Here is a 26,093-nt window from a genome sequence, read left to right on the forward strand (position 1 = left end):
AGCTCCGGGACGTAATTCGCCATTCGCTCGCGTACCGGCTTGCATCGACCGCCGGCTTTCTGTAACGCGAAATTCGAGGGCTACTGCTTCCCTTCATCGCTTTCGTTTATAGCTTTTATTTGAATCACTTTATCCTAACCCGAATCGATTGTCAAGCTTATGAAGCTTGACCTCAAATGAGGTTCGACTTTTCCAATAACCGCTGGATGATCAAAGCCACCTCGGCACGCGTTATCTGGCTTTGCGCGGCAATAAGGTTATTCTTCTGTCCGTTCACCAGCCCCGCTTCCACGGCGGCGGCCATCGCCTTCCTCGCCCATTCCGACACTTGCCCGGCGTCCGTAAAGGAGCCAAGTCGCTTCATCGGATCCGTAGGGACGGACAGCTTATCGTTCAGTCCGGTAAGCTCCATCGCGTTGGCGAGAATGACGACCGCCTGTTCGCGAGTCAGCTTCTCCTCAGGACGGAACGTGCCGTCCTCGAATCCGCCAACCAGCTTAAAAGCTTTAGCGGATTCAATCGCTCCGCTGAACCACGCCGTAGCGCTCACGTCCGAGTAGGAGCTGGCCGCACCCTTCGCTTGCTTAAGTCCTAGCGCCCGCACGACAATCGCCGTAAACTCTGCACGCGATACCGCCAGGTCCGGCTTGAATTGATTATCCCCAATCCCGTCGATGATGAGACGCGCCCCCATCTCGTTAACCGCGTCTTTCGCCCAATGGCGGGCTACGTCCGCGAACGAGACCGGATTCCAGACGACAGCGTACGTGCTGTTTGTCAAACTATTGAAAGTCGCTTGATAACGTCCGTTCTCTTGAACGACCTTTGTCGGTACGTGACGTACCGTTCCGTCCGGATCTATCGTCACGCCCGTCGTGATCCGATTCGGACCCGTGCCGCTAGGCAGAACGATGGACCTCTCGACATAGGAAGAGAATGACGCAATCTCTATGCTGCGCTCTCCGTACGCAGCTTCTACCGTAAATTCAAGCGCTTCGCCGACCAGCGTCAGCCCTTTTTGGGCGATGGCCCCCTGTACGGTTTTCCCCTGACTCTCGGAAGGTTTGGCTATCTTCAGCCGCACCTTGATGCCCTCGGGAGAAACATTGGAGCCAAACAAGCCGCTCACAGCTTGAAGATCGATTTGCGATGCCGGCAGCGAATACGTTCCGCCCGGCGTCTGCAGTACGATGACCATCTGTTTCTGTTGCAGCGCCTTCATCGTGCCGGCTTCGAATTCTACCTCCACGGAATCCGATTGCACCGCGACCGGAACCGTGAGCGTGCCTCCCGCTTTTTCTTCGTTTAGCTTGCTTTCCAGCTTTGCTCCGTCTACGGTAACCACCGTCTTTTTAAGCCCGTTTTCCGTCTTCGTATCCGCTTTGGCCGCGCTTTCCCCCTTGCCGTTGACGAGCACGTCCAGACCTTGTTCAGAGGCCGCCGGTCCTGCCGGCGCAGGGGCGCCTCCTCCGCCTCCTTGGGAGTTTTGCGACCATCCGGCATACAAGGTTGTGTCGGCAACCACCTTGTCGGAGGCAAACGTCCACTTGTCCGTCAGCGTCGCCTCCTTATACCAGCCACTAAAGGAATAACCGGAACGGCTCGGTCTTTGCGGCTCGGCAATCAAGGTATCGTAGTCCGCCTCGACGCTTGGCACCGCGCTGCCTCCATTCGTATTAAAGTTCACCTGGTAACGATTCAAATCCCACTTGGCATAAAGCGTACGATTCGTCGACTCGATCGGAAGCAAGTCGCCCGCCGCATAGACGGCTTCAAGATTGGCTTCATCCGTCGTCCAGCCGCCGAAAGTATGTCCCGCCTTCGCCAGGTGGCCCGTGTTGCCCAGCACCGTCGCCTCTTGTCCTGTTACGTATGCGCTCGAATCCGCGGGGACGTCGCCCTGCGTCGCACCATTGGCTTCGTAGAGAACCTGGTAGGTCGGAACCCCAATCGGTCCCGTCCACACGCTCGTCTTCGAGGTTCCGGCCAACGTTCCCGAGACGGCGATCGGAGTCACCTCAAAACGAATATACTTGTCTTTGTCTTCCTGCTGGAGGACATACTCTTTCGTGTCTGCGCCAGCGATTATAGCCTCTGCCGCGCCGGCTGCGTCATTTGCCCGATACCACTTGAAAGTCGATACGCCTTCCGCATCGGACTCTGCATCATCGAATGTATAATCGCCCTGTAGCGTTGCCCCGATATGCGGCGTGCCCGATACGTTCACGTTGCCGGCTGTCGGCGCCTCATTCTCGGTCACTTCTATATGTCCCATTCGCGAGTCCACGTACATCCCTTCTCCAGAAGCGTCCAGAACATTGATACTGTGCATACTCAGCATTTCAAATCCTACCGAAGCATCGCCCTTGATTTTGAATTTCACCTTGAACAACGGTCCATTCGTCATGAGCACGGAGGAATCGCCGTCGTTGTTCCAACTTACGACTAATCCTTCATCTTCGACTTCTTCATAAGACAGCGTTCCTCTCCCGGCTGCCGTCACGTCCACGACCTCGAAAACGTCGCGATTGTAAGGAAGCGTTGCCCCATAAGCACTAATCGGCGTGGTCGAGTTGGTGGATATCGGAAGCTCCACGTAGCCGCCCGCACTTCCGCTTGCCTGACCGACGGATATTTGCTTCGTCACGGAAATCACGCCGCTCACAGTATCATACTCCGTAGTCAGTGCCGTGTTTTCGCTTGTAGTTCCTTTTTTCACCCACATTTTACTTCGATCAAAGTCCACCTGATAATCTCCGGAAGGAGCTTCGTCCGCAATCCTAACGGAAAGCTCGATCCGAGTCCCTTCGTTATTCCATTGTCCCCAATACGCGTCCGTTACTGGCACATCCGAGCTTAAAAAAACTTCGTAATCGTAAATGAGTCCATCGATCGGAACTTCTACTTCTACGGGAACGCTGATCGTATAGCCCGGCCTACCTTCTGCCCTCTCTTTCAGCTTGAACTTGATTCTATCCGATGCCGCCGCGGCGACGGAGCATAAAGATAAAAAGACGCTTAACGCCATGATGATGGACAAGCTTTTCCTGAGCAGCTTAAACAAGTTGTCATTCCTCCTAATTTCTTTCTCTCAATAGTCGTAACGAGTTCATTATAAAGGTTGACCCTCAACAAATAATCAACAAGAGTGCCCCTACCAAATAGGGAAGGATAGCTCCCTCCCTGCACAATTTTCCATTCATCTACTGATTCGCAAAAAAAGACGAAGTGCCAACTGGCGCTTCGTCTTCATTCTTATGCGTAATGGCAAGCCGCGTAATGGTTTGGACGCGTCTCGCGGAACAGCGGAACCTCCGCCGCGCACTTCTCCGTCGCCAGAGGACAACGCGTCCGGAACGGACAGCCGCTCGGCGGGCTGACGGGACTCGGCAGGTCGCCTTTCAGGACGATGCGCTCCTTGTTCTCCTCCACGTCCGGGTCCGGAACCGGAATCGCCGACAACAGCGCCCTTGTATAAGGATGCTGCGGGTTGGAGTACAGGTCTTCGCTTCGCGCCATCTCGACGATTTTGCCCAAATACATAACGGCGACGCGGTCGCTCATATATTTGACCATTGACAGATCGTGCGCGATGAACAGATAGGTCAACCCCATCTTCTTCTGCAGGTCGATCAACAGGTTGATGATCTGCGCTTGGATGGAAACGTCAAGCGCGGAGATCGGCTCGTCGCAGATCATAAATTGCGGATTGACCGCAAGCGCCCGGGTAATGCCGATCCGCTGCCGCTGGCCGCCGGAAAATTCGTGCGGGTAACGCGAAGCATGCTCGGCATTCAGACCGACCATCTCCAGCAATTCCTCAACCCGACGCTTTCTCTCCACCTTACTGCCTGCAAGACCGTGAATATCGAGCGCTTCGCCGACAATGTCCAGAACGGTCATTCTCGGATTCAAGGAAGCGTACGGATCCTGAAAGACCATCTGCATTTTACTGCGATAGGCTTTTAATTTGGATTTCGACAGCTTCGCAACATCCGTACCGTCGATGGAAATACTGCCGGCCGTCGGCTCGTACAGTCGAATGATCGTACGTCCTGCGGTCGATTTGCCGCAGCCCGATTCGCCGACGAGGCCTAGCGTCTCACCCTTCTGGATCGAGAAGCTGACGTCGTTAACGGCTTTTAGAATACGATGATTGCCCAGATCGAAATACTTTTTCAAGCCTTCAATCTCGATAAACGCCTTGCTCATACGCTAGCCTCCTTGCTGCCGGACGAGCCCGCCTGTTTCGCATAAGGATGCTGCAGCCAGCAGCGAACCGATTGCGTATCGCTGAGGATTGTATAATCCGGAACCTCGGTTTCGCAGACGCGCATCGCTTCGTCGCAGCGGTCGCAGAAGCCGCAGCCTTGCGGCGGCTTGATCAAATCCGGAGGAGTTCCGAAGATCGGAATCAGCGGCTCGTCCTTCGCCTGATCGAGGCGAGGCAAAGATTTCAGCAGCCCTTTCGTATACGGGTGCTGCGGATTGTTGAATATTTCCCGCTTCGTCCCCGTCTCCACCACTTGTCCTGCATACATGACGATAACGCGATCGCAAATATCCGCAACGATCCCCAGGTCATGAGTGATCAGAATGATCGACGTGTTCATTTTCTGCTGCAGTTCCTTCATTAAATTCAAAATCTGCGCTTGAATAGTTACGTCGAGAGCCGTCGTCGGTTCGTCGGCGATAAGCAGAGACGGATTGCAGGCCAGCGCAATGGCGATAACGACCCGCTGACGCATGCCGCCGGAAAATTGGTGCGGATATTGCTTCAGCCGGGTTTCGGGATTCGGAATGCCGACCAAGCGCAGCAGCTCGATCACCCGTTCTTTCGCCTCATTGGCGCTCAGCTTCTGATGCTGCAGCAAGCCTTCCATAATCTGCTTGCCGACCGTCATCGTCGGATTCAACGATGTCATCGGGTCCTGAAAAATCATGCCGATTTTGTTGCCCCGAACCTTCTGCATCTCTTTCTCGGAAAGGGCTAACAAATCCTGACCGTCAAGCAGCACTTTACCGTTCTTGATTCTTCCTGGCGGCATCTGGATCAAGCGCATAATCGTCTGGGCGGTAACGCTCTTGCCCGAGCCGGATTCGCCTACGATGGCTACCGCTTCGCCTTCCTCGATTTGAAAGCTGACGTCCCGTATGGCTTGCACCTCACCGGCGTATACATCAAACGAAACGCTCAAATTTTGAACGTCCAGTAATTTTTTTTTCGCAGCTTGTGTAGATTTCATGAAGGCCTCGACCTCCTTTCCGCATCTCTCGTCTATTTTTTCAGCTTCGGATCGAACGCGTCCCGCACTCCGTCTCCGAATACGTTAAAAGCAAACATCGTCAAGCTAAGGAAAAATGCCGGGAAGAACAACCGCCACGGATACAGCGTCATCGACTTGACCCCGTCGTTGATCATCGTTCCCCAGGAAGCGACCGGCGACTGAACGCCAAGGCCGAGGAAGCTTAGAAAAGCCTCCGTAAAAATCGCGCTTGGAACGGTCAACGTCATCGTTACGAGAATCGGTCCCATCGCGTTCGGAATCAAATGACGGAAAATGATCCGCATCGCGCCTGCGCCAAGCGCTTTGGACGCGAGCGCGTATTCCTGGTTTTTCAATTGCATGATCTGCCCGCGCACGATCCACGCCATGTTAATCCAGCCGGTAATCGACATCGCCACGATAATCGTAGTTAAGCTCGGCTCCATAACCACTAGCAGCAAAATAACGACGAGCAGGTAAGGAATGGCATACAGAATTTCCGCGAAGCGGTTCATGATCTCATCGACTTTGCCGCCGTAATACCCCATGATGCCGCCGTAGATGATCCCGATAATCAAGTCGATTAATGCGGCCATAACGCCGACGAACAACGAAATTTGCGCGCCCTTCCACGTCCTTTCGAACAAATCGCGGCCAAGATCGTCCGTACCGAACCAGTGTTCCAAGCTCGGAGGCAAGTTTGTCTTGCTCAAATCGTTGGTGAAATGATCATACGGATATAGAAGCGGCGCGAATAAGGCGAAAACGATAACAGCAACCGTAATCCAGAAACCGGTCATCGCCAGCTTATTGCTGTACAGCCTCATGCGAATATCCTGCCAGGCTGTCAGTCTTTTACGCTCGATTTTCTCGGATGTCCGGGAATCGCGATCAAGCGGTTGGAACATGTCCGGTCGAAGAGCATTCGTCTTGGAATCTTTCTGTAGCAAAGCTATTTCGCCCCCTTAGCGCCGGACATTCTAATGCGCGGATCGACCAGCGCGTAGGCAATATCCGCCAACAGTCTGCTGACCATCAAAATGACGGCATAAAAAATCGTGATTCCCATAATGAGCGGATAGTCCCGATTCGAGACGCTTTGCACGAAAAATTTGCCCAGTCCGGGAATTGCGAAAATTTGCTCGATGACGACGGAGCCGGTAATGACGCTTGCCATCAGGAAGCCAAGGAAGGTGACAACCGGAAGCATCGAGTTGCGCAGCGCATGGCGCCACACAATCAGATGTCCGGCCAAGCCTTTGGCCTTCGCCGTCTTAATAAAGTCGGCGTTTAACACTTCTATCATGGTTGAACGAATCAACCTGGCGATAAAGGCGATCGAAGAGGCCGATAATGCAATCGTCGGCAGCACGTAATCGAGCGGTCCGTTAAGCCCGGCCACCTCGAACACCCTAATTTTCACAGCGAAGACGTATTGCAAGAGCGGCGCCATAACCAAACTCGGTATGGCTAAGCCGATCGTAGCGATAACCATGGATAGATTATCGAGAAATTTTCGATGATACATCGCGGCAAGAATGCCAAGCACGCATCCAGCCACAACGGATGTAACTACAGATACTAAACCAAGCTTAAGCGAATACGGAAAAGATTCTTTAATGATTTTGTCTACTGCTTGAAACTTCTTCTTCATAGAAATGCCCAGGTCGCCCTGAACGAGATTTTTCAAATAAACGCCATATTGGACGATTAGCGGCTTGTCCAAGCCGTAATACGCTTCCAAGTTTTTCTGGATGGTCGCGCTGGTTGCTTTTTCCGCCTTCAGCGGACTTCCTGGCACGGCATTCATTAGAACGAACGTGGCCGTGACCAGGAAATACAACGACAGTAGCATAAACACGATTTTTTTCGCGATATAACGAATCAAGCTTTCTTCACCCGCCCGTTCTCCCTTTATTATGCAACCGAAAGGGTATATATAGGGACGCTATATATACCCTTCCAGTCATGGACATTTAATGTTGCACACGCAATCGATTAATTTTTCTTACCGAATGCCCAGTCCAAGTGACCTGCATAATCGGAGACGACGTCTTCAAAGCCAGGCTTCAGCATCGTAACCGTCGTGTAGTAGTAGATTGGCAGTACTGCCATATCGTCCGCGATTGCGATTTTTTCCGCTTTCGCGATCAGATCTACGCGATCCTTCTCCTCGGCTGCGACGATTGCATCGTCGAGCGCCTTGCCGACTTCCGCGTTTTCGTATTGGCCGTCATTGTTCAAAGATTTAGGGTGAATCAGGTCATACGAGAAGTTGATCGCATGGTTGAAGTCTGCGCCCCATCCGGAACGAGCCAGACCAAATTGGCCAGCGTCTCTTGTTTCCAGGAATGTAGCCCATTCTTGATTCGACAGCTTAACCTCGACATTGAGGTTTTTGCGCCACATATCCACAATCGCTTCCGCAATCGCTTTGTGACCCTCGCTCGTATTGTACAGAAGCGTCGTTTCAGGGAATTTATCGAGACCCTCTTCCGCTAGACCTTCAGCAAGCAGCTTTTTCGCTTCCTCAATGTTTTCCGAGAAGTAGCCGCTATCCGGATACATTTCGCGGAAGCTTTTGCCGTCCAGACCGTTGATGCTCGGCGGAATCAGAGCGAATGCCGGCGTTTGGTTCGCTTTAGCCACGTTGTCGATGATGGCTTGACGATCGATCGACATTGCGAATGCTTTACGAACTTTGACATTGTCAAACGGCTTTTGCTTCGTGTTGAACAGATAGTAATACGTCGACGCTATTTCTTTGATTGTCGCTTTTTTGTCAGCCACAAGCTGCGGAACTTGATCGGTCGGTACGGAGCCTGCTTGAGCGCCGATCCAGTCGATTTTGTCGGTTTGGAACATGCTGAATACAGTGGACTCGCTCTCAACAAGAGAGATCGTTACCGTATCGAAGTTTACTTTGTCTTTGTTGTAGTAGTCAGGGTTTTTCGTCAGAACAAGCTTGTCGCCGTGCGCCCAATCCTTCAGCAGGAAAGGTCCGTTGGATACGATCGTCTTAGCGTCGGCAGCCCACTCTGGCTTGCCGTCTACGGAAGCCGGATGAACCGGCCAGTACGTGTAGTGAGCGATCAAGCTATTGAAATAAGGCGTAGCCGAAGCAAGTTTAACTTCCAGAGTCGTCGCGTCAAGCGCCTTGACGCCGACTTCGTCTTCCGTAGCTTGCTCGGAGTTGTACTTCTCGCCATTCTCAAGGTAGAACAGCATGTATGCGTATTCGGAAGCTGTTTCAGGATTCAAAGCGCGCTTCCAGGAATATTCGAAGTCATTTGCAGTAACCGGATCCCCGTTGCTCCACTTCGCGTCGTCGCGAAGCTTAAACGTGTACGTTTTGCCGTCATCGGACACCGTCCACTCTTTGGCGATCGCCGGCTCCGGAACGCCTTCCGGATTCAGACGAGTCAGGCCGTCGTACAGGCCGGACGCAACGATCGACGATTGAGCGTCGGTCATGAGAGCAGGATCCAAGCTTGGCGGTTCACTTGCCAGTGTAAAACGGAATTCTTGCGGAGTTTTGTTCTCCTGAGACGCCTGGCTTTCCGCAGGCGAGTTGCCCGCGCTGGCGGACGGCGAAGCCGTGTTCTTGTCTTTGTTGTCGCTGCAAGCCGCTAGAAGCGAACCGGCAAGCGTAACTGCCATTGCAGTCGATAAAACCTTTTGATACTTCATCATTATTGCCTCCCCGTTTTATTGAGTATCTTCTCTGGAGCGCTTCGTTTCTATGCGCCCTAGATCTCTGCAAATCTTCAGCAAAATTCGCAGAGCAATATTCCAGTCAACTCCTTTCGCATATGAATGCTGAGTTCAAATGCTGATGAATCTTCTGGAACAAAAGACATCTTACTATGAAATGTTCGTATTCTGCAATGAGAGTTTATGGAACGATGGGCCTCTGAGTAGCTTTATGTAAGGTTACCTAACACATTCATGACAGAAAACGCTTACATATATGATTAAACATTTACCAGCTTGTATAAACATTCATCAGCATTGATATCAATGTAAATCGGCAATACCCATGTGTGAAAAATTGTTCATAAAAGTGGTAAATAGTTGAATTAATATTATAGATTTGGGCATTTCTTTGGTAAAATACTAATTAAATTAAAGGATTTGCTCATTAATTGATTATACATCTGTAAACAGAGCCCTTTCCGCATCAAAATCACATTTGCCTATTAATCCGCTCCCGCTTTCACGCGTGCTAGCGCTAAACCGTCATATGCCGGCAAATGTACCCCTTGCAAACGCGCATCTCGCGCAATCGTCAGGTTAAATTGGCGAAGCGCTTGAACCGACGGACCCTGCTTCGCCGGATCGATCGTTTTCCCTCTAAGCAGCGTATTATCGGCCGCAATGATCGCTCCCGGATTTGCCAATTCCAAACAAGCTTCCAAATAAAGCGGGTAATTTTCCTTATCTGCATCAATGAAGAAAAAATCAAACGACGCGCCGCTTTCCTTCAATTGCCGAAGATTTGCCGCCGCTTCCCCGACGAGATATTCCACCTTGTCTCCATGGCCCGCCGCCGTCAAGTTAGCCTTTGCCAGCTCGGCATATTCGCTTTGTAATTCCAGCGAGACAAGCTTGCCTTTCGCAGGCAGTCCGCGAGCCAGACATATGCCGCTATATCCGCCGAGGGCGCCGATTTCAAGCGCATTTACCGCTCCTGAAGCCGACACCAGAAGCGTCAACAGCCGCCCGTAGCCTGCAGCTACGGAAATATCCCGCATCCCCGCCTCGCGCAAGCGCTCGGCAACCCTTTCGAGATCAGCGTCCGTTTCATAAAGTGCGTCGAAATAAGATTCAGGTGTCCTATCCATCTTTTATTCCTCCATCCTGTTATCCTCGGCTTTACAGCCGATTTACGCTTTTAAGCGCGTGTTTTTACACAAAGTTTGTAAATTCCTTGGCAGAAGAGCTATACTAAACTTTGCTTATGTTTCATGAGAAATCATTATACGGCGGCAAGGCGGCATTAGAGGTTGGATACAGCGCTTGCCGAATGCCGGAAAGGAAGTTGATTATGCTGTCAAAAATGCGATCCTTCGCCGGAGTATGGCTGAGCCGGAGCTGGAGCGCGCTAGGTACGTGGCCGATCTGGGGGATCGCACTGCTTGTGGCGTCGATACTATATAAGTTAAACGAATTGGATCACCAATTCAATGTCGGCGGAATGAATTATTGGAAGTGGGCGGTTAATCTCGGAGCGACGCTGCTCGTCTCCTTCTGGACGATTTTCCAGGGGGTAAGAGCAAGAGCGGTGTCCCTAGCCGTCTTGGATCTTGCCTTGTCGTTCTTAATTTTCGCAGATCTAATTTATTTCCGTTATTTCAAGGACTTCATCTCCGTCCCGGTGCTGCTACAAGCCGGCCAAGTGGGCGAGCTGCAAGACAGCATCTGGAGTCTGATGCGTCCGGGAGACTGGATTTACTTCGTTGATCTCCCGTTCGCCTTCGTTCTGGCCGGGTGGATATTATGGAAGAATTCCGCCAAGCGGGCGCTTGCTAAACAGCGGACTCCGCAGTTCTCCCGATCTCGGATCGGTTTCCTCTGGCGCAAACTGCTGCCAGCCTCGCTTGTGTTCGTCGTCGGATGGGCGCTCGTCTACTATCCCGTTGAAGAACAGAAGAATGGCTGGGCTCGCGGCCTGTTCGTCGGAAACTGGTGGAACGTGCCGATCTACAATGTGACGGGACTGCTTGGTTTTCACGGCTATGACGCCTATCGTTATGCCAATGAGCATTGGTTCGGCGCTAAGCTGTCCGAGGAACAAATCCTGGAGACGAAAAACTGGTTTGCGGACAGACGTCAGCTGCAAAAACAGGCGGAGTCCGAGTCATTATTCGGACAGTATGCAGGCAAGAACGTGCTGATTATTCAGGCGGAAGCTTTCCAAACGTTTGTCATCGGGCAATCGATCGGAGGAGAGGAAATTACGCCTAACTTGAACCGCCTGATCGGACAGAGTATTTATTTCCCGAACTTCTATCATCAGACGGCGCAAGGCAGAACCTCCGACGCGGACTTCCTGACCAGTTGTTCGATGCATCCGTTGCCCACCGGCTCCGTGTTCATTCGGTTTGCGGGCAACGAGTTCGATTGCGCGCCGGGCATACTGAAAAGCAAGGGCTACGGGGCGACGGTCCATCACGCTTACGATGGAAGCTTCTGGAACCGCAACAATATGTACCACAACATGAACTACGATCAGTTCTACAACCTTAAAGATTATCGAATCGATGAGCCGATCGGCTGGTCGCTCGGAGACGAGTCCTTCTTCCATCAAACGGTCGAGCAGTTGAAGGAACGCGGACAATCGCCTTTTTACGCCCTGTCCATTACGCTCTCCAGCCACCATCCGTTTAAACTGCCTTCTGTCAATCAGGAGTTGAAAACAGGCGAGCTGGACGGTACGATCATGGGAGACTACGTCCAGGCAGCGCACTATGTGGACGCTGCGGTCGGAAAGCTCGTTAGCGATTTGCAGGATGAGGGCCTATGGGACAATACCATTGTTATGTTTTACGGGGATCACGACAATTCCGTCTATGATTGGAATTTATACGAGAAGCTGTTGGGAAACCCGATTTCCGAGCTGGATAAGGATCGAATCGTTCGGCAAGTACCGTTCTTCATTCATCTTCCGGGTGATGAGCATGCCGGCGTCATCGAGAAGGCGGTTGGACAGATCGATACGACGCCTACTCTAATGCACTTGCTTGGCATCCCGACGGATGATCGTTACTTCATGGGAGTCAGCATGTTATCTCAAGCTCAGAAATCCGTCGTCTTCCGCAACGGCGGCTTTACCGACGGCCGAGTGTACTTCGTGCCGAATGCGGACGGTTTGATCGAGAATGGCAAGTGCTATTCCCTTGAGGGGGGAGAAGCGGCTGAAACCGATGTCGCCGCCTGCGTCGAAGGAGCCGAAGCCGCGAAAAAAGATTTGAACGCTTCCGATCTTACGATTGAGAACGATTTGATTTCGCTGTTCCGCGAAGAAGACGGCAATTTCTAAAACGACAAACAGAACAAGGCCATCCGCGATTCCTTTCGGAGAATCGTCGGATGGCCTTGTTCGTTGCGAACATCCTCATTTGACATACTTGCTGGCGATGTCGATCGCTTCGTCTTCCGTTGGAGCCGTTACATAGCGGCCGTTAATAAAAACGAAGGCTTTACGGGCGCAAGGCCCGCAATAAGACTTGCACGCCACCTTGATTTCGGTCCCAGGGGCCATCTTCTGCAGCTTGGGCAGCATAGACTTTACCCGGATATGCTTGCATTTGTCGCAAATCCGGATATCGTTCCGGGAAGCGACGCGATTATAATCAGTGGTCTCCATGGTTCCCCTTGCTCGGATTCGTAATGACGAATCCTTCTTGCGGAAAATAAAGATAATCGATCTTCACGCCGTCGAGGAAGGAATCGTCCTTGGTCAGAATAACATCGATGTCTTTATCCGTCGTCACGACCTCGTCCTGCTCAGTCGGCTTGGCCAAATCCATACCGTAATGCGCATGGTCCCCATGGCTGTGCGTAACGAATACTTTAAGAGTCAGTTCGGCGTTCTCGGGCTTGTCCAGTTCCAGGCGCAGCACTTTTGCCGCATTGCGTGTAATTTTGCAGTTCATTTCATCTTCACTCCCGTCGGTTTCTCCGTTCTATTGTAATGAGTTTATTTGCGGAAAACAAGGAGCTATCCCATAAGCGTTACATAATTGCGCTAAAAGATAATCGATGATAAAGGCGCAAGGAGTATGTACCTCCCTCCGATGCTATACGCTCCTGAAATTTGAATAAGCAAACCCGTTAAAAGGTGATTTCAGGAGCGTATGAGGCAGTCTACGGGCTACTCCGGACCCACAACACTTCCAGATAACTCCCAGAAGTTATTCGTATAATTATCGAAGTCGCTTTAAAGGCATACAATCCCTGATCTTGGTTGATTTATACGATTTTCCCTACAAACGTCCGTCGTTTGAGTCTGAGCCGAGTTGCTTTGTGCGGTTTTTCCTACAAACGTCCGCCGTTTAAGTCTGAGACGAGTTGCTTTGTGCGGTTTTTCCTACAAACGTCCGCCGTTGAAGCCTGGTTCGAGCTGCGTTGTACGAATTTCCGACTAACTTCCCGCGTAAGCTCATGTGTGCAAATAGATCCGTCGTAAAAGTTTAATATCCCATAAATTAGAAACGTTGTGGGTCATGATTAGGTCTCCAGGAGATACCTATTCCTTGCTTATATATTGATTATCTCAAACAACTCTGCGATTAGCCCTAGTCGAGCTCACAGACCGTATTTGCGCTCCATCGCCTTCGCATACCCTATCGCGGCAACTGCGGTGAACGCCGCATCGTCGATCGGGAGCATCGGCATGAAGTCCGGCAGCACCCAGTACAGCAACACCGGAATGATAAAGATTAGCTTATCCTTAAGCGCTACCCTGCTCGAACGCAATATTCTCCACACCCGTCCGGGAATGCGCAGCCATAACGTAAGACCGGATTTGCGAGCCACGAGAGAACGCCCCTTCCTGTGTACGAAGCTTTCTCTCATTGTAACCGATTGGCGTCTCCGTCAGTCAAGCGGCGCGCAATCCAGCGCTTCCGCCAGCAGCCGAGCGATGTCATCGTACAGCTCTTCGGCCGTCTCGGCAGGCAGCGGGTTGTGTCCCCAGCCGGCTTCGACCGTAAAGCCCGGTCGCCCGAACCGGTCGATAAACCAATCCTTATACCCCGCGTCGCTTCCTTCCAAATAGACGGGGCGGTAGCCCGCAGCCTTCGCCATCCGATCGGCCCATTCCCGCGACTCCTTAGGCTCTCCTCCCCGATAGTTCCAGTAAATCTCCTCGCCCTGCGTATGCAGCGAGAGAACCGCGTGGAAATCGTGTTGTTCGGTGAATTCGACCAATGCCGCAGCCTCCGGCTCGCTCAGCGGCTTCTTCCCGGAATAATCGCGGGGGCCGGGACCGGGCATCGCGCGCCGGTCTCGCTCTTCTTCCCAGAACGCAGGAAACTGATCGTTCAGATCGACGCCGCGAGCGTTCGCCTTCCATCGGTGAAACCGTCCCGAACCCCGGTTCCATTGCAGCAGCTCGGAATAGAACGGATGCTCCTCCGTTATGCCTTCCTGGACAAGCTCCACCCCGTCAGGGTTAAGCATCGGAACGATCCACAAGCTGCATCTGGCAAACAGCTCGTTCGCCGACTTGCCCCAGAACGAAGCGCCGCTCGCATAGCTATCGGCGTAGTCTTTGGCGAATTTCATCAGCAATAAGGACGTAATCCATTCGTTCGCGTGACAAGCGCCGTTGAAATGCCAGCGAAACGGCCCCGTTCCCAGCCTAAAAAACGGAATCGATCGGCCCAGCGCGCTGCTGCCGATCGATCCCGCGACGACAAACGAATGTTGCCGGGTTAGAGCTTCCAAATCCCCTTTCAGTTGTTCCGGCCCATAATTGGCGTCTGCCGGATAGCTCCTCATGACGATCCCTCCCGTATTTATCGAGATGGTAATCATGTATGCGCGGATAATCCGACTTATGAATGGCCGGGCCGGCCGGCTAAGGCGAGAAATTGCCATATGACGGGCATCAGTCGAATTTGCTCGCCCAACCAAATCTGCGCAATTTCCCTAAACCTCACAGGCTCGCCGCTGCAGAAAAACCTGTGAACCGACGTTTCGCCTTCAACGGCAAGGGCGTTGCTTCGTTCAAGAACCTCGTGAATTTCTCTGGCGGTTTCCTCCGCAGAATTGATCAGAACGACTTCCGGCCCCATTGCTTGGGAAATGCTGTCCGCTAGAAAAGGGTAGTGCGTACAGCCAAGAATCAAACAGTCCATCCCCGGAGCGCGAAGAGGCGACAAAGTCTCCGCAACAATTTCCTGTGCGCGAGCCGATCGAAAGTTGCCTTCCTCTACTAGCGTAACGAACGAAGGACAAGCGAGGCTAACGGTTTCAATTCGGGATGACAGCTGCTTAAGCGCAGTTTCATAAGCTCCGCTTCTCACCGTTCCTTCCGTGCCGATGACGCCGACCACTCCCGACCTCGTGCGTCGGAACGCCGCTCGCGCGCCGGGATTGATTACGCCGATGACCGGAACCTCCACTCGGCTTCGAATATCCTCCAGCGCTACAGCGGTCGCTGTGTTGCAGGCAATCACGATCATTTTCGGCTTGAATTGAATGAGATAGTCGACGATCTCGCGCGTAAACCGGGCGACCTCTTCCGCTGCCCTAGGTCCGTAAGGAGCTCTCGCGGTGTCGCCGAAATACAAAATTTGCTCACACGGAAGCTGCCGCATCACCTCTTTGACGACGGTCAGCCCCCCGACTCCGGAGTCAAGAACAGCGATCGGTTGCTGCACAGAAACACCGCTTTCTTCATTGTTGTGGAGGTCGCTACAAATTACATTATGAGGACGAAGAACATTTGGTTCCCTCTGTCTACGGCAAAGAACCGCCCAGCGGGAGCGGGCGGTCTTGACTGTACAAGGATTTGGGCGATTGCGATAGCGCAAGTTACAAAGCGGCCGCTTCTTCTTCCTTCTCGTCTGTTGAAACGGCTTCTGCAGCTTCCTGGCTTCTGCGGGAACGAATGTCCGTAATGAGGCCTGACGTACGCTTCGCCAACGTCTGTACGGCCGAACCGGCTTGACGGCTGATCTCAGCCGTTTTCTCGCCGACCTTTTGCGCCGTATCCGCAATATCTCCGCGAAGCTCGCGCCCCGATTTCGGAGCGAATAGCAGTGCGGCTGCCGCGCCCGTAATGGCGCCCGTCAACGCACCCCACAGAAACGATTTTACGGCTTTTTTCTCTGCCATCCTTCTCACTCTCCTTCTGATTGTTCCGCATTCGCTGACGGGTCGCGTCGTTCGGAGGACGATGCTCGCCCTCGGCTCTTCCACATCGACCAAAGCGTTCGGGCCAGATTTGACAGCTCCGTCTTCTCTCCGGCATCGCTATCGCCGGAGGCGGACTGGAAAGGCGCGGATAGACAATCGCGATACAGCTCAGTCAAGCGCGCTGTCGTCTTTGCCGCGGAATGAACGGCCTCCCCCATCGCGCGCGCTCCTTCCGCGAGCCAGGCGAAATCTTCCAAGCTTTTCCTGGACATAGCAAGCGTCGCTTCGATTTCTTCCGCCAGATGGTCGCAACGCCGCAAAACCGTCGTCGCATCCTTGCTAACAGCCTCCGCCGTTCGTTCAAGCCGCCTGATAGCTCTCGATAACGACGCCAGCGACAATACGATCGCCATGGCGACCACAACCGCCGCAACTGCAATTGCGTAACCCGCCGCCTGCCACGCCATCCGATTTCCTCCCGTCCGCCGCGATCCCGGGCGAATGCCCATGCGGTTAATACAATATAAGCAGCAGCGGTTTGTCCCGACACAGCGGACGGGCATAAATATTCGTACGGGATACGAAAATAGAAAAAAAGCCCATACCGCGCGGAGCGGCAGAGCTTTACTTAACCGAGACTATACATAGCTGTAGAGATTAAAATAGACCGATAAACGAGCCCGGTGCATTAAACTCTTCAAATTAACTCTTTTGCCAAATAGGACTCGACTTGATCGGAAAAGCCCATCAGCACTCTAGGGAGCTCCGAAGTAAGCGGATGAAGCTCCTTGCGCGGCCAGCTGTCGTATTCCTGCACAAGCGCTTTGCGAAGCAGAACGAGATTGCGCAGCGGCTCCGCCACTTCCTTCGTGACGACGCCCTCCTCGGAAATGATATCGATAATATCCTCGTAACTGCTCGCGTCTCTCATAATGAAGCCGTCGATCAAGGCGTGTCCGACATCCGTCGCGATTTCGGCCGCCAGATGAAGCGCTCGTTCCTGAGCCAGCCCTTCGAGCAGCGCTCCGGTCCATGCCACAGTCGCCGCGGACAGCGCCTGCGCCAGCTCCGGAAGACAGGCAAGTCGGCTGCGAATGAAGGTTACGTTAACGTCATACATTTGCGAAGCCCTCCCGTCATTTCTTCTTGGCGCGCCCTCTGCGCTTTAACCAGATGATCATAATCAACGCGCTGACGAGAATGACCACTACGTAGGTCCCCATCTCGTATACGTCCCGCATGTCTGACGCGCTTTTCTCCGCAAGCGTCAATCCGAGATTAGCTCTCATAATCGACCGCAACCGAGGCTTCGCGAACCTCTGTCATATGCTCGATTACTTTTTGGTGCACGGGATGTACTTGATAAGCATTAAGCGCTTCGAGCGAATCGAATTTCGTTACCAGAGCGATATCGTAAGAACGGTCGGTATGCAGCACGTCCTTGCCAACCTCCAAATAACGAAGCTCCTCGATTTTGCCCTCCATATCGCGCAGCACTTGAGCAGTGCGTTCGACGCTCTCCGGGCTGCGATCCTTCAACTTAAACATTACAATATGAGTAATCATTGTTTTCCCATTCCTTTCTTATCATGAGGAAATAGTGCTTCGCGCATACTAGTCCTAAAAGACGAAGGGAGCATGCACGCAATATGCGCTATCCCGCTACCGCAATATGTACGCTCATCGGACTTGCGCTTTGCCTGTTCAACGTTACCGGCTACGATCCCCACAACCTGTTCCTGATGATGTTCAGCGTCCCGATGTGGTTCGTCGAGCTGTTCGCCGATCTTCACAGCGTCAACGTATGGCTGATGTACGCGCTTACTGTGCTTAGCTGGGCTTTAATCGGATATTTAACCGATCTCGGCCTCTCGCGCACACGCGAAAGGGCAAGAAGCCGTGCCTGAGTCGGAAAAAAGGAGCCTGGCGGCTCCTTTCCTTTTCTATTCGACGATCAGTTTGGAAATCATCGTAGAGTGACCCTGACCGCACATAATCGAGCAGTGCATCTCGTAAGTGCCAGGCTTGTCGAAAGTCACTTCGGTTTCCGGATTGTCCTTGTTCAGCTCAAGGCCGAGCCCGACGAACTCAACGCCGTGATTGCCAAGCGTATTGGAGTATTTCACTTTGTAGTTGGTTCCGGCTTTAACTTTGTACTCCGCTTGGTCGAATTCGAAATTCGTCGCCTTGATTCTGAGCATTTCCTGGCCTTCCGCCAAAGTTTCCTCTTTCGGTCTCTCCGGCAGCGCGGTCGCCAGCAAGTAAACTCCCATTGCGCACGCGATCGTCACCAATGCGGACATGATCCATTTGTGCATTGTCTGCTCCCCTGCTTCCTACAAAATGTCTACCTCATATTCTACCTAAAACCCGCGATTGAACTCAAGTATTTGTCACAAAACTTCCGTCAAAACTTATGACAAATTCATGAACAAACCGAAATTGGGCGCTATTACGGCATGTAATGCCTTCTTCAGTCGAGATTTCGGAAGTCGCTCGGGACCTTGCGGGCGACCCCCGAGCCGATCGCCTCCTGAACAACGGCGCGTCTCACGGCGGGCACGACTTTATCATTGAACACGCTTGGGATGATATACTCCTCGTTAAGCTCCTCCGGCGTCACGATCGAGGCAATCGCGTGGGCGGCGGCGAGCTTCATCGATTCGCTGATCGTTCTCGCTCTGGCGTCCAATGCGCCGCGGAATATTCCCGGGAAGGCGAGCACGTTGTTCAGTTGGTTCGGATAGTCGGAGCGGCCTGTCGCGAACACTCGCACGGCATCTCCCGCCTCGTCGGGCGTAATTTCCGGATCGGGATTGGCCATCGCGAATACGATCGGATCGGCGTTCATGCTTCGCACGTCCGCGTTGCTGAGCAGCTTCGGCCGCGACAAACCGATAAATACGTCCGCCCCCGCGATGACCTCGGACAAGCTGCCTTTCTCGTTGTCGGGATTCGTCAGTCGGGCGAATTCGTTCCACGCTTCGTTGTCGTAGCGCTCGTCCCTATGGATGGCGCCGCACTTGTCGACTCCAATCAGTCGCGAGACGCCGGCCGCCAGCAGCATGCGGGAGCAAGCGAAGCCGGCGGCGCCCACGCCGCAGACGACGACTTTAATGTCGGAAATGCTCTTGTCGACGATCTTCAGCGCGTTAATTAAGCCTGCAAGCAGAACGACCGCCGTCCCGTGCTGGTCGTCGTGGAATACCGGAATGTCCAGCTCCTCCTTCAGCCTGCGTTCGATCTCGAAACATCTCGGCGAAGAAATGTCTTCCAGATTGATGCCGCCGAACGTCGGTGCGAGCGCCTTCACGATAGCGATTATCTCTTCCGTATCCTTCGTGTCCAGGCAGATCGGGAACGCGTCCACGCCGGCCAGCTCTTTGAACAGCATCGCTTTCCCTTCCATGACGGGCATCGCCGCGTGCGGCCCGATATCCCCCAAGCCAAGAACGGCCGTCCCGTCCGACACGACGGCAACCGTATTGCGGCGAATAGTCAACGAATGGGATTTGTTCACATCGTCCCGAATGGCTAGGCAGACGTTAGCCACTCCGGGCGTGTAGACCCGAGACAGATCGTCGCGATTTTTAATCGGAACTTTCGAACGAACTTGTATTTTCCCTCCGAGATGCAGCAGGAACGTCCGGTCGGAGACGTTGACCAGATGAATTCCTTTCATCGCCTTGACGGCATCCGAGAGCGAGCCGATGACGGACGGCTCGGCGACGCTGACCGTTAAATCCCGTATTTCCGTCTTCCTTCCGGGTTGAATGACGTCGATCGCAACGATGTCTCCCCCTTGCTGGCCGATCAAGGACACGAGTTCCCCGAACGTCACCGCCTGCTTGTCCATCTCGACCCGCATAATGACGCTCGTCCCGCTTTCCAATCTCATCCTGAACCAACCTCCCTGGCGAAATGGGATTACTCATCCATTATAGTCCCCAGAAAGGCAAGAAAAAAGGAGCCCTCTCCCTAGCCCCTTTCGTTGAGAATCGCATTTTTAGTTGCCGGCCCGGTCGCGCAGCACTTGAACGATACGTTTAAGCCTGTCGGGGAGCGGGAGACCCAAACGTCCGTAATTTTCGATGATGGACAGCAATTCGTTCGCGATATAAAAAAATACAGCCCCGCCCATGATCATATCCGCGCCCAGCAATAGGTCAAGCCGGTGCGTAATCATCATAACGAGTAAAATAAGGCCTTTCTTGAACAACCCCCAGAAGCCGACGCTGCTGTTCAGCCCGCTGCCTTCCTTGATCGAAGCCGCCACGCCGGTAAAATAGTCTACGGCCATTAAAATCAGCAAAAAAGTAAGCGACTCGTTCCATATCCCGAACGAAAAGGTGACCGCCGCCCCCAACAAAGCGCAAACCGTTCCCGCGTACAGTTGCACGTACCGTTCCCCCCTCATAATTGCAAGTTGATAATTCAGCATATGAGGGTGTGGACAAGACGGGAACGGTAAATTGCCGCGCGGCACACAACTAATAGGCCTTGAGGGAAAATAACACAATGGATGCGCCGTACGGCGGCAATGTGCACTTTCCTTGCCCGTTGCTCCATTCCCAAGCCTGTGAACCGAATACGGGAACGACCTTGTGCGCTTCGCTCCCTTTCGGGGCATCCAGCTTTAATGTGCGTTCGTTCGGGCTATTGTTCAGCACGATTCCTATCCTTTGATCCGGGAGAACACGAACATATCCTAACGCATTGTCCGCTTCCTCGACAAACCACATTTGAAACCCGCCTTCGCGCAGCGCCGGATGTTCCTTTCTTAGTGCGATTAACTGCTTATAGTGGGAATGAATGCTCTTATTCTGTTTCTCCTCCTCCCACACCATCGGTTTACGGCATGCCGGATCTTCGCCGCCTGTCATGCCTACCTCATCGCCATAATAGATCATCGGCATGCCTGTATAAGTCAACTGGAATAACGCCGCGAGTTTAAGCCGCGCGATCTCCTGCTTATCCTGCCACCCCCAGACGCTTCGGGCGCAAGCCGTAAGGAATCGCTCGGTATCGTGGCTGCCGATCAGGTTAAACATCGCCGAATTCGCCGAATCCGTATAATGCATGCGGATCGCTTCGAGTTGTTCTGCGAAAGCGCGCGCCGTTATTCTCTGCTCCGCAAAAAAACCAATCAGAACATCTCGCAGCAAGTAATTCATGACGCCATCGAACTGATCGCCCCTCAGCCATGGCCCGGATTGGTGCATGATTTCTCCTACCAGGAGCAGCTCGCGGTCGATCGCTTTGACTTCTTGCCGCAAGCGCCGCCAAAAGCTATGGTCGATCTCATTGGCCACATCGAGCCTCCAACCGTCGATTCCAATCTCGGAAATCCAGTATTTTGCTACGTCCAGCATATATTGAACGACTTCCGGATGGCTCGTATTCAGCTTCGGCATAGAAGGAGAAAGAATGCCAAACGATTCATAGCTTGGCTCGGGGCTTTGGACGACCGGATAACGGTCGATAAAAAACCAGTCCTTATATTTCGAATCCGCGCCGTTCTTCATGACGTCCTGGAAAGCAAAGAACCGATCGCCGGAATGATTAAACACTGCATCGAGCACGACCTTCATGTTAAGCGCATGAGCCTTGTCTACAACTCTTCTTATGTCCGCAAGTTGCCCAAAATGCGAATCGATCGAATAATAGTCGGAAGTATCGTACTTGTGATGAGACGGCGATTCGAAAATAGGGGTTAGATACAGAACATTAACGCCCAGATCGTGAAGATACGGCAGTTTGTCGAATAAGCCTTGAAGATCCCCCCCATAGAAGCTGTCGCTCTTCGGCTCTTCAGATGAAGTCCAGCTTCTGACCCCCGCAGGATTGATAGCCGGATTTCCATTCGCGAACCTCTCAGGGAAAATTTGGTATACAATCGCATTTCGAACCCATGTCGGCGGACCGACTTCGTACGCCGCCAAGACGGAAGCGCAATGAAAATATCCGGCCGCTTGGCGGTTGTCCGACACTCCGTATTCTCCGCACCACGCCTGAGATCCGTCGAATCCCGTCAGGAGAAATTGATATCGAAGCCGCTTGGTCGCCGAATAGACGACGCCTTCGAAATAATCGTGGAGTTCGGTTGTAGCCGTAAGCTCAAGTTTGACGGCTTCCCCGTTGCCCGGTGATTTGTACCGATCAGAATGAAGCAGCGCGCAATGACGGACATCTCCTCTCTTGGCTCGTATACGTATCTTCACTTCGTGCTTGCCAATTGTGAAGAGATATGGAATATCGTTAATATGATAGATAGATTCCCTTTGCATGATGCGATAGTCTCCTTGAGGCAAAATAGATTTATCCTTTGGACGCTCCCGAGGTTAGTCCTTCAACGAGGAAGCGCTGCAGCCAGATAAACAGGACGAGGACCGGAATGGCCAGCAATACCGCGCCTGCTGCAAAAAAAGTAAAATCGGTCGATGTCTGTTGGTTAACGATATTGTACAGTCCGACGGCAAGCGTCGATTTGTCCTCCGTCCTCAAGATCAATCTTGCGAAAATAAAGTCTACCCAAGCACCGTTGAAAATGACGAGACTAACGTAAGTTAGCATCGGTTTGGATAGAGGAACCATAACGCTTGTAAATACTTTCCAGTTTGAGGCGCCGTCTATACGCGCAGCTTCCTCCAAGCTTCTGGGAATCGTATCGTAAAATCCTTTAGCCACGAATACGTTGCTAATGAATGCGCCTGAGCTGTAGACGAGAATCAATGCCCAATGCGAATTCAGCAAATTGAACTGAAGCATCAAAATATAAATGGCCACAAGCGACATGAAGCTCGGGAACATATTCAGGACAAGCATTCCGGTCAATCCGAACTTCCGGCCAACAAAACGAAACCTGGCCATCGCGTACGACCCCAGCAGGGTCATAAGCGTTCCGAGAATCGCCGAGATCACCGCGACCTTAATCGTGTTCATGTACCACTGAGCATATTGATACCGGGTGCTTGTAAACAGTTCTTTGTAATGCGCGAACGTAAATTTCTTCGGGATCAACGTCTCGCTGTACAAGCTATTCCCTTCCTTCAAGGAAGACATCACGATCCAGAGAGCCGGATACACGATGGATACGGTCAACAAAATAAGAACGATGTACGTGATGAAGTGTCTTGGCTTCATTGGATCAAATCCTCCTCTTTGAAGGATTGGGTTTTGCGATAGTTAATAATCGAGATGGTTGCGATGAAAATAAAGACGAGAATGCTAAGCACCGAGGCGAAGTTATATTGATTATTCGTCAATGTCAACTTATAGAGCCAGGTAACAAGCAAATCGGTTCCGCCGGCGTAGATGTAGTCGGGCATGACGGGATTTCCGTTCGTTAACAAGAAAATAACGTTAAAGTTATTGAAGTTGCTGGCAAACTGCGTGATTAAGATCGGAGCCGTCGAGAACAGCACAAGCGGGAACGTAATGACCCGAAATATGAAGAAGCGCGATGCTCCGTCGACTTCGGCAGCTTCGTAAAGATCCTTGGAGATCGTCGTCAGAATCCCGGACACCAAAATCATAATCAACGGAAAACCTAACCATAAATTTACGGCAATGACCGTGATTCTAGCCCACGTCGGATCGTTGAGCCAAGGAATTCCGCTCAGTCCGAGAAGCTCCAGATACTGGTTGATCGGACCGAACTGTTCGTTCAATAAATTCCTAAACACGAGCAGCGATACCAAATTCGGCACTGCGAAAGGAATAACGAGTATCGTTCGCCAGAACGTCTTCAACCGGATTCCTTTTTGATGAATAAGTACTGCGACAATCGTCCCTAGCATATAAGTCGTAAGCGTAGCTGCGACTGACCAGAACACGGTCCATGCCGCAACCCCGATTAACGTTTTGCTCCACGATCCTAGGTTGACTAGATTTTCGAAAACATCCAAGCCTACCCAATTGACAAGTTTCGCGGGAGGCAGATTGGGAGCTGCGAAATCGGTAAACGCGACCAACACTGTAAAGACGATCGGCATGACCGTAAACAGCACCGCCGCCATGATCGGTATAGCGAGGATAAAATAAGGAAAATTGCGATTCGCCATGTTGCTCCAGCTGATTCTGAATGAAGGAGGCTCGATTCCCTTTTCCCGATTCAACGCCGTTAGTCGGGCATCGCGAACGCACAGAAAATAAACAAATAGCAGCAACAAGACGAAGATTAACGCGATCAATCCTTCTACCATCATGAAGATGGAATGGTCTCCCTCCACCGGCTTGAATTCCTTGCCGATCTTTACCATCCCTCTGGGGGTGTCTCCTAAAGTTATCAAGCCTTTAACCGATGTCGCCAATCGCGTCACAATCCAATAAATTCCGCCGATTTCGACTAATGCGAACAACATGCCTTTCACAAACTGGCGATTGTACCATTGCCCTAGACCCATGAACAATATGGACAGCAGCGTCGCGTGAGGGGTATGTTTGGTCATGTGATCCGAAGCTCCTCCCTCCGAAGACATCCGGTAAGCTCCGGATGTCTTCGGACAATAGCTAATTTACTGCGCTGCAGTCGAATTGATTAAATCCTTTGCCGTTTGAACGGCTTTATCCATCGTCTCTTTAACATCCGCCTGCGAATCCCAGATCGACGTCCATGCGGCATCCGTCGGAGCGTAAAGGCTGTTCATCTCCGGAATCGAAGGCATCGGCTTGGAATTTTTGAATTGTTCCACGATGCCGCTCAGAATCGGATCGTTCTTGATCAAGGGATCTTCATTCGCTTCTTTATTCGCGGGAATGATATTGGCCAATTGGAAATCTTTAAGCGCGTTTTCTTTGGAAGTCAGGAAATTCGCAAAGAGCTTAGCCGCGTTTGGATACTGCGTGTAGGAATTTACATAGAACGATCTTACTCCGGACAGTGACAGCGCAGGTGCGCCATCCGGGAATGCAGGCAACGGTGCGATGCCGAAATCTACTTTTCCTTTGTACGAACCTATGGACCACGGACCGTCGATTGTCATCGCAAGCTTGCCCGTCGCGAACAATTCGCCTTGAATATCAAAGGTCAAATCCGTCGTTTTGAGCGGAAAAATCTTTTTCAAGCTTTGGTAATACTTGATCCCTTCGATCGCCCCCTCGCTATTGAGGCCGATGTCCGTTCCGTCCGTATCGTCTTTACCGAAAATATAGCCGCCTTTCCACTTGACGAACATGCTGTTGAAATACAGGTTGTGCAGCCAAGTGATCGCGTATTTCTTGTTCGCCGGATCGTTGTACGATTCCGCGAATTTGATGACGTCATCCCAAGTTTTGGGAGCTTCCTTGACGAGCGCTTTGTTATAGAACAAAGCGTAAGTTTCGATCGTCTGCGGATAACCGTACAAAATTCCGTTGTAGGAGCTCGCTGCAAGCGCCGTTTCAAGCGTTTTGGCTCTCGTCTCCTCTTCGAAAATATCGTTAGGAAGAATCAGGTTGGCCGCGGCCAATTTCGATACATGGTTATGCGGAACCATAAGTACATCGGCTGCGACGTTCGCAGGTCCGTCGGTTTCCAGCTTCGCCGCTTGGTCCGGAATGTTCACCTCTTCAATCGTGACGTCTACGCCGTATTTAGCCTTGAAATCGGGGAGAACGTTTTCGATGAATGCCCTTTCCGTTTTGTCCGTCCAGATCTTCAAGCTTGCACCGTCTTCCGGTTTAATTTCCGCATCAGCCTGTTCTGCAGCGCTTTCATTTGGCTCCGCCGGGCTTGCGCTTACGGAAGCTTCCGGAGATGCCGCGCTCGGAGACGGTTCGTTGCCGTTGTTGCCTCCGCATGCCGACAGAACCAATGCCATCGTTGCAAATGCTGTCAGTAATCCGATTCTTTTTTTCATAAATTTGTTGAACCCGCCCTTCGAATCGTTTATGATTTAGGAAACCGGTTTCCTGAGTTCAAAATAACACACCATTTTGGGGAAAGCAACAACTTTTTAGTTGAGAATTGGCTGGAGG

26 protein-coding genes and 1 other annotated feature (1 of these 27 only partly in view) are annotated in these 26,093 nt (G+C 52.1%); of the genes, 2 read left to right on the forward strand and 24 right to left on the reverse strand.

The genetic code is table 11. The features are described 5' to 3' along the window. Positions 1-106 (reverse strand) — a binding site (T-box leader); it reaches 126 nt to the left of the window's first position. A 66-nt stretch (positions 107-172) separates the two neighbouring features. The 7 genes from J4772_RS18680 to J4772_RS18710 form a co-directional block, all read right to left on the reverse strand. Next, positions 173-3,064: an S-layer homology domain-containing protein gene (locus tag J4772_RS18680; RefSeq protein WP_209076612.1), complete on the reverse strand. Its 2,892-nt coding sequence runs from the start codon at positions 3,062-3,064 to the stop codon at positions 173-175. A gap of 191 nt (positions 3,065-3,255) precedes the next feature. After that, positions 3,256-4,212 carry an ABC transporter ATP-binding protein gene (locus J4772_RS18685; protein ID WP_116060462.1) on the reverse strand — a complete coding sequence of 319 codons (957 nt, stop codon included), beginning with the start codon at positions 4,210-4,212 and terminating at the stop codon, positions 3,256-3,258. Then, entirely contained in the window at positions 4,209-5,246 is a 1,038-nt protein-coding gene (locus J4772_RS18690) for an ABC transporter ATP-binding protein (protein ID WP_116060461.1), read from the reverse strand. Before J4772_RS18690 ends, J4772_RS18685 begins: the two co-directional genes overlap by 4 nt. Positions 5,247-5,278: 32 nt before the next feature. Beyond that, positions 5,279-6,217 carry an ABC transporter permease gene (locus J4772_RS18695; RefSeq protein ID WP_371822876.1) on the reverse strand — a complete coding sequence of 313 codons (939 nt, stop codon included), beginning with the start codon at positions 6,215-6,217 and terminating at the stop codon, positions 5,279-5,281. 2 nt (positions 6,218-6,219) lie between these two features. Further along, positions 6,220-7,155 (reverse strand): ABC transporter permease, encoded by a 936-nt coding sequence (locus J4772_RS18700; protein ID WP_209076617.1) that lies wholly within the window; start codon positions 7,153-7,155, stop codon positions 6,220-6,222. Positions 7,156-7,265: 110 nt separating this feature from the next. Further along, complete coding sequence (locus tag J4772_RS18705; RefSeq protein WP_209076627.1) at positions 7,266-8,960, reverse strand: peptide ABC transporter substrate-binding protein; 1,695 nt, start codon at positions 8,958-8,960, stop codon at positions 7,266-7,268. A gap of 506 nt (positions 8,961-9,466) precedes the next feature. Then, positions 9,467-10,111, reverse strand: a complete 645-nt coding sequence (locus tag J4772_RS18710; RefSeq protein ID WP_209076629.1) for an O-methyltransferase — start codon at positions 10,109-10,111, stop codon at positions 9,467-9,469. Positions 10,112-10,314: 203 nt separating this feature from the next. Between J4772_RS18710 and J4772_RS18715 the strand changes: the two genes are divergently transcribed. Then, positions 10,315-12,309 carry an LTA synthase family protein gene (locus J4772_RS18715; protein ID WP_209076631.1) on the forward strand — a complete coding sequence of 665 codons (1,995 nt, stop codon included), beginning with the start codon at positions 10,315-10,317 and terminating at the stop codon, positions 12,307-12,309. A 75-nt stretch (positions 12,310-12,384) separates the two neighbouring features. Here the strand turns inward: J4772_RS18715 and J4772_RS18720 are convergent, their stop codons facing one another. The 10 genes from J4772_RS18720 to J4772_RS18765 all read right to left on the reverse strand — a co-directional run bounded on the left by J4772_RS18720 (position 12,385) and on the right by J4772_RS18765 (position 17,702). Beyond that, positions 12,385-12,636 (reverse strand): DUF1450 domain-containing protein, encoded by a 252-nt coding sequence (locus J4772_RS18720; protein ID WP_209076633.1) that lies wholly within the window; start codon positions 12,634-12,636, stop codon positions 12,385-12,387. Then, positions 12,623-12,925: an iron-sulfur cluster assembly accessory protein gene (locus J4772_RS18725; RefSeq protein WP_116060455.1), complete on the reverse strand. Its 303-nt coding sequence runs from the start codon at positions 12,923-12,925 to the stop codon at positions 12,623-12,625. Before J4772_RS18725 ends, J4772_RS18720 begins: the two co-directional genes overlap by 14 nt. 652 nt (positions 12,926-13,577) lie before the next feature. Further along, the gene (locus J4772_RS18730) at positions 13,578-13,808 is read right to left on the reverse strand and encodes a hypothetical protein (protein ID WP_209076634.1); all 231 of its coding nucleotides are present in this window, start codon (positions 13,806-13,808) and stop codon (positions 13,578-13,580) included. 60 nt (positions 13,809-13,868) lie between these two features. Beyond that, positions 13,869-14,774, reverse strand: coding sequence for a M14 family metallopeptidase (locus J4772_RS18735; RefSeq protein WP_247741142.1), 906 nt, complete (start codon positions 14,772-14,774; stop codon positions 13,869-13,871). Positions 14,775-14,830: 56 nt separating this feature from the next. Next, entirely contained in the window at positions 14,831-15,658 is an 828-nt protein-coding gene (gene racE, locus J4772_RS18740; protein ID WP_209076643.1) for a glutamate racemase, read from the reverse strand. Between the two features lie 154 nt (positions 15,659-15,812). Further along, the gene (locus J4772_RS18745) at positions 15,813-16,115 is read right to left on the reverse strand and encodes a YtxH domain-containing protein (RefSeq protein WP_116060451.1); all 303 of its coding nucleotides are present in this window, start codon (positions 16,113-16,115) and stop codon (positions 15,813-15,815) included. A 5-nt stretch (positions 16,116-16,120) separates the two neighbouring features. Further along, entirely contained in the window at positions 16,121-16,603 is a 483-nt protein-coding gene (locus tag J4772_RS18750) for a hypothetical protein (RefSeq protein WP_209076645.1), read from the reverse strand. A 230-nt stretch (positions 16,604-16,833) separates the two neighbouring features. After that, on the reverse strand, positions 16,834-17,256 hold the full coding sequence (locus tag J4772_RS18755) for a DUF86 domain-containing protein (protein ID WP_209076647.1): 423 nt from the start codon (positions 17,254-17,256) through the stop codon (positions 16,834-16,836). A 16-nt stretch (positions 17,257-17,272) separates the two neighbouring features. Then, positions 17,273-17,425 (reverse strand): hypothetical protein, encoded by a 153-nt coding sequence (locus tag J4772_RS18760; protein WP_181917602.1) that lies wholly within the window; start codon positions 17,423-17,425, stop codon positions 17,273-17,275. Beyond that, positions 17,415-17,702 (reverse strand): Dabb family protein, encoded by a 288-nt coding sequence (locus J4772_RS18765; protein ID WP_116060448.1) that lies wholly within the window; start codon positions 17,700-17,702, stop codon positions 17,415-17,417. The genes J4772_RS18760 and J4772_RS18765 overlap by 11 nt, the downstream gene beginning before the upstream one ends. An 83-nt stretch (positions 17,703-17,785) precedes the next feature. On the opposite strand from J4772_RS18765, the gene J4772_RS18770 reads away from it, so the two are divergent. Next, entirely contained in the window at positions 17,786-18,043 is a 258-nt protein-coding gene (locus J4772_RS18770; RefSeq protein ID WP_209076648.1) for a hypothetical protein, read from the forward strand. A 36-nt stretch (positions 18,044-18,079) separates the two neighbouring features. Here the strand turns inward: J4772_RS18770 and J4772_RS18775 are convergent, their stop codons facing one another. From J4772_RS18775 to J4772_RS18805, 7 genes are all read right to left on the reverse strand, one after another. After that, entirely contained in the window at positions 18,080-18,454 is a 375-nt protein-coding gene (locus J4772_RS18775; RefSeq protein ID WP_209076649.1) for a cupredoxin domain-containing protein, read from the reverse strand. 155 nt (positions 18,455-18,609) lie between these two features. Continuing rightward, positions 18,610-20,034, reverse strand: a complete 1,425-nt coding sequence (locus J4772_RS18780; RefSeq protein ID WP_116060445.1) for an NAD-dependent malic enzyme — start codon at positions 20,032-20,034, stop codon at positions 18,610-18,612. A 108-nt stretch (positions 20,035-20,142) separates the two neighbouring features. Continuing rightward, on the reverse strand, positions 20,143-20,535 hold the full coding sequence (locus J4772_RS18785) for a phage holin family protein (protein ID WP_247741143.1): 393 nt from the start codon (positions 20,533-20,535) through the stop codon (positions 20,143-20,145). Positions 20,536-20,626: 91 nt separating this feature from the next. Further along, a complete protein-coding gene (locus J4772_RS18790) occupies positions 20,627-22,423 on the reverse strand; it encodes an alpha-glycosidase (RefSeq protein ID WP_209076651.1) in 1,797 nt (598 codons plus the stop codon). Positions 22,424-22,454: 31 nt separating this feature from the next. Next, the gene (locus tag J4772_RS18795; protein ID WP_209076655.1) at positions 22,455-23,279 is read right to left on the reverse strand and encodes a sugar ABC transporter permease; all 825 of its coding nucleotides are present in this window, start codon (positions 23,277-23,279) and stop codon (positions 22,455-22,457) included. Further along, positions 23,276-24,586, reverse strand: coding sequence for a carbohydrate ABC transporter permease (locus J4772_RS18800; RefSeq protein ID WP_209076657.1), 1,311 nt, complete (start codon positions 24,584-24,586; stop codon positions 23,276-23,278). Before J4772_RS18800 ends, J4772_RS18795 begins: the two co-directional genes overlap by 4 nt. Positions 24,587-24,652: 66 nt before the next feature. Then, positions 24,653-25,975 carry a sugar ABC transporter substrate-binding protein gene (locus J4772_RS18805; RefSeq protein ID WP_209076659.1) on the reverse strand — a complete coding sequence of 441 codons (1,323 nt, stop codon included), beginning with the start codon at positions 25,973-25,975 and terminating at the stop codon, positions 24,653-24,655. Positions 25,976-26,093 lie beyond the last annotated feature (118 nt).

The organism is Cohnella sp. LGH (assembly GCF_017671885.1).
In the GTDB taxonomy this organism is placed as follows: domain Bacteria; phylum Bacillota; class Bacilli; order Paenibacillales; family Paenibacillaceae; genus Cohnella; species Cohnella phaseoli.

Coding starts and splice junctions, on each gene's coding strand:
- J4772_RS18770 (WP_209076648.1), top strand. CDS start 17,786: ATGCGCTATCCCGCTACCGCAATATGTACGCTCATCGGACTTGCGCTT.
- J4772_RS18750 (WP_209076645.1), bottom strand. CDS start 16,603: ATGGCGTGGCAGGCGGCGGGTTACGCAATTGCAGTTGCGGCGGTTGTG.
- J4772_RS18765 (WP_116060448.1), bottom strand. CDS start 17,702: ATGATTACTCATATTGTAATGTTTAAGTTGAAGGATCGCAGCCCGGAG.
- J4772_RS18780 (WP_116060445.1), bottom strand. CDS start 20,034: ATGAGATTGGAAAGCGGGACGAGCGTCATTATGCGGGTCGAGATGGAC.
- J4772_RS18720 (WP_209076633.1), bottom strand. CDS start 12,636: ATGGAGACCACTGATTATAATCGCGTCGCTTCCCGGAACGATATCCGG.
- J4772_RS18790 (WP_209076651.1), bottom strand. CDS start 22,423: ATGCAAAGGGAATCTATCTATCATATTAACGATATTCCATATCTCTTC.
- J4772_RS18685 (WP_116060462.1), bottom strand. CDS start 4,212: ATGAGCAAGGCGTTTATCGAGATTGAAGGCTTGAAAAAGTATTTCGAT.
- J4772_RS18805 (WP_209076659.1), bottom strand. CDS start 25,975: ATGAAAAAAAGAATCGGATTACTGACAGCATTTGCAACGATGGCATTG.
- J4772_RS18800 (WP_209076657.1), bottom strand. CDS start 24,586: ATGACCAAACATACCCCTCACGCGACGCTGCTGTCCATATTGTTCATG.
- J4772_RS18715 (WP_209076631.1), top strand. CDS start 10,315: ATGCTGTCAAAAATGCGATCCTTCGCCGGAGTATGGCTGAGCCGGAGC.
- J4772_RS18775 (WP_209076649.1), bottom strand. CDS start 18,454: ATGCACAAATGGATCATGTCCGCATTGGTGACGATCGCGTGCGCAATG.
- J4772_RS18795 (WP_209076655.1), bottom strand. CDS start 23,279: ATGAAGCCAAGACACTTCATCACGTACATCGTTCTTATTTTGTTGACC.
- J4772_RS18710 (WP_209076629.1), bottom strand. CDS start 10,111: ATGGATAGGACACCTGAATCTTATTTCGACGCACTTTATGAAACGGAC.
- J4772_RS18755 (WP_209076647.1), bottom strand. CDS start 17,256: ATGTATGACGTTAACGTAACCTTCATTCGCAGCCGACTTGCCTGTCTT.
- J4772_RS18690 (WP_116060461.1), bottom strand. CDS start 5,246: ATGAAATCTACACAAGCTGCGAAAAAAAAATTACTGGACGTTCAAAAT.
- J4772_RS18705 (WP_209076627.1), bottom strand. CDS start 8,960: ATGATGAAGTATCAAAAGGTTTTATCGACTGCAATGGCAGTTACGCTT.
- J4772_RS18745 (WP_116060451.1), bottom strand. CDS start 16,115: ATGGCAGAGAAAAAAGCCGTAAAATCGTTTCTGTGGGGTGCGTTGACG.
- J4772_RS18735 (WP_247741142.1), bottom strand. CDS start 14,774: ATGAGGAGCTATCCGGCAGACGCCAATTATGGGCCGGAACAACTGAAA.
- J4772_RS18760 (WP_181917602.1), bottom strand. CDS start 17,425: ATGAGAGCTAATCTCGGATTGACGCTTGCGGAGAAAAGCGCGTCAGAC.
- J4772_RS18725 (WP_116060455.1), bottom strand. CDS start 12,925: ATGAACTGCAAAATTACACGCAATGCGGCAAAAGTGCTGCGCCTGGAA.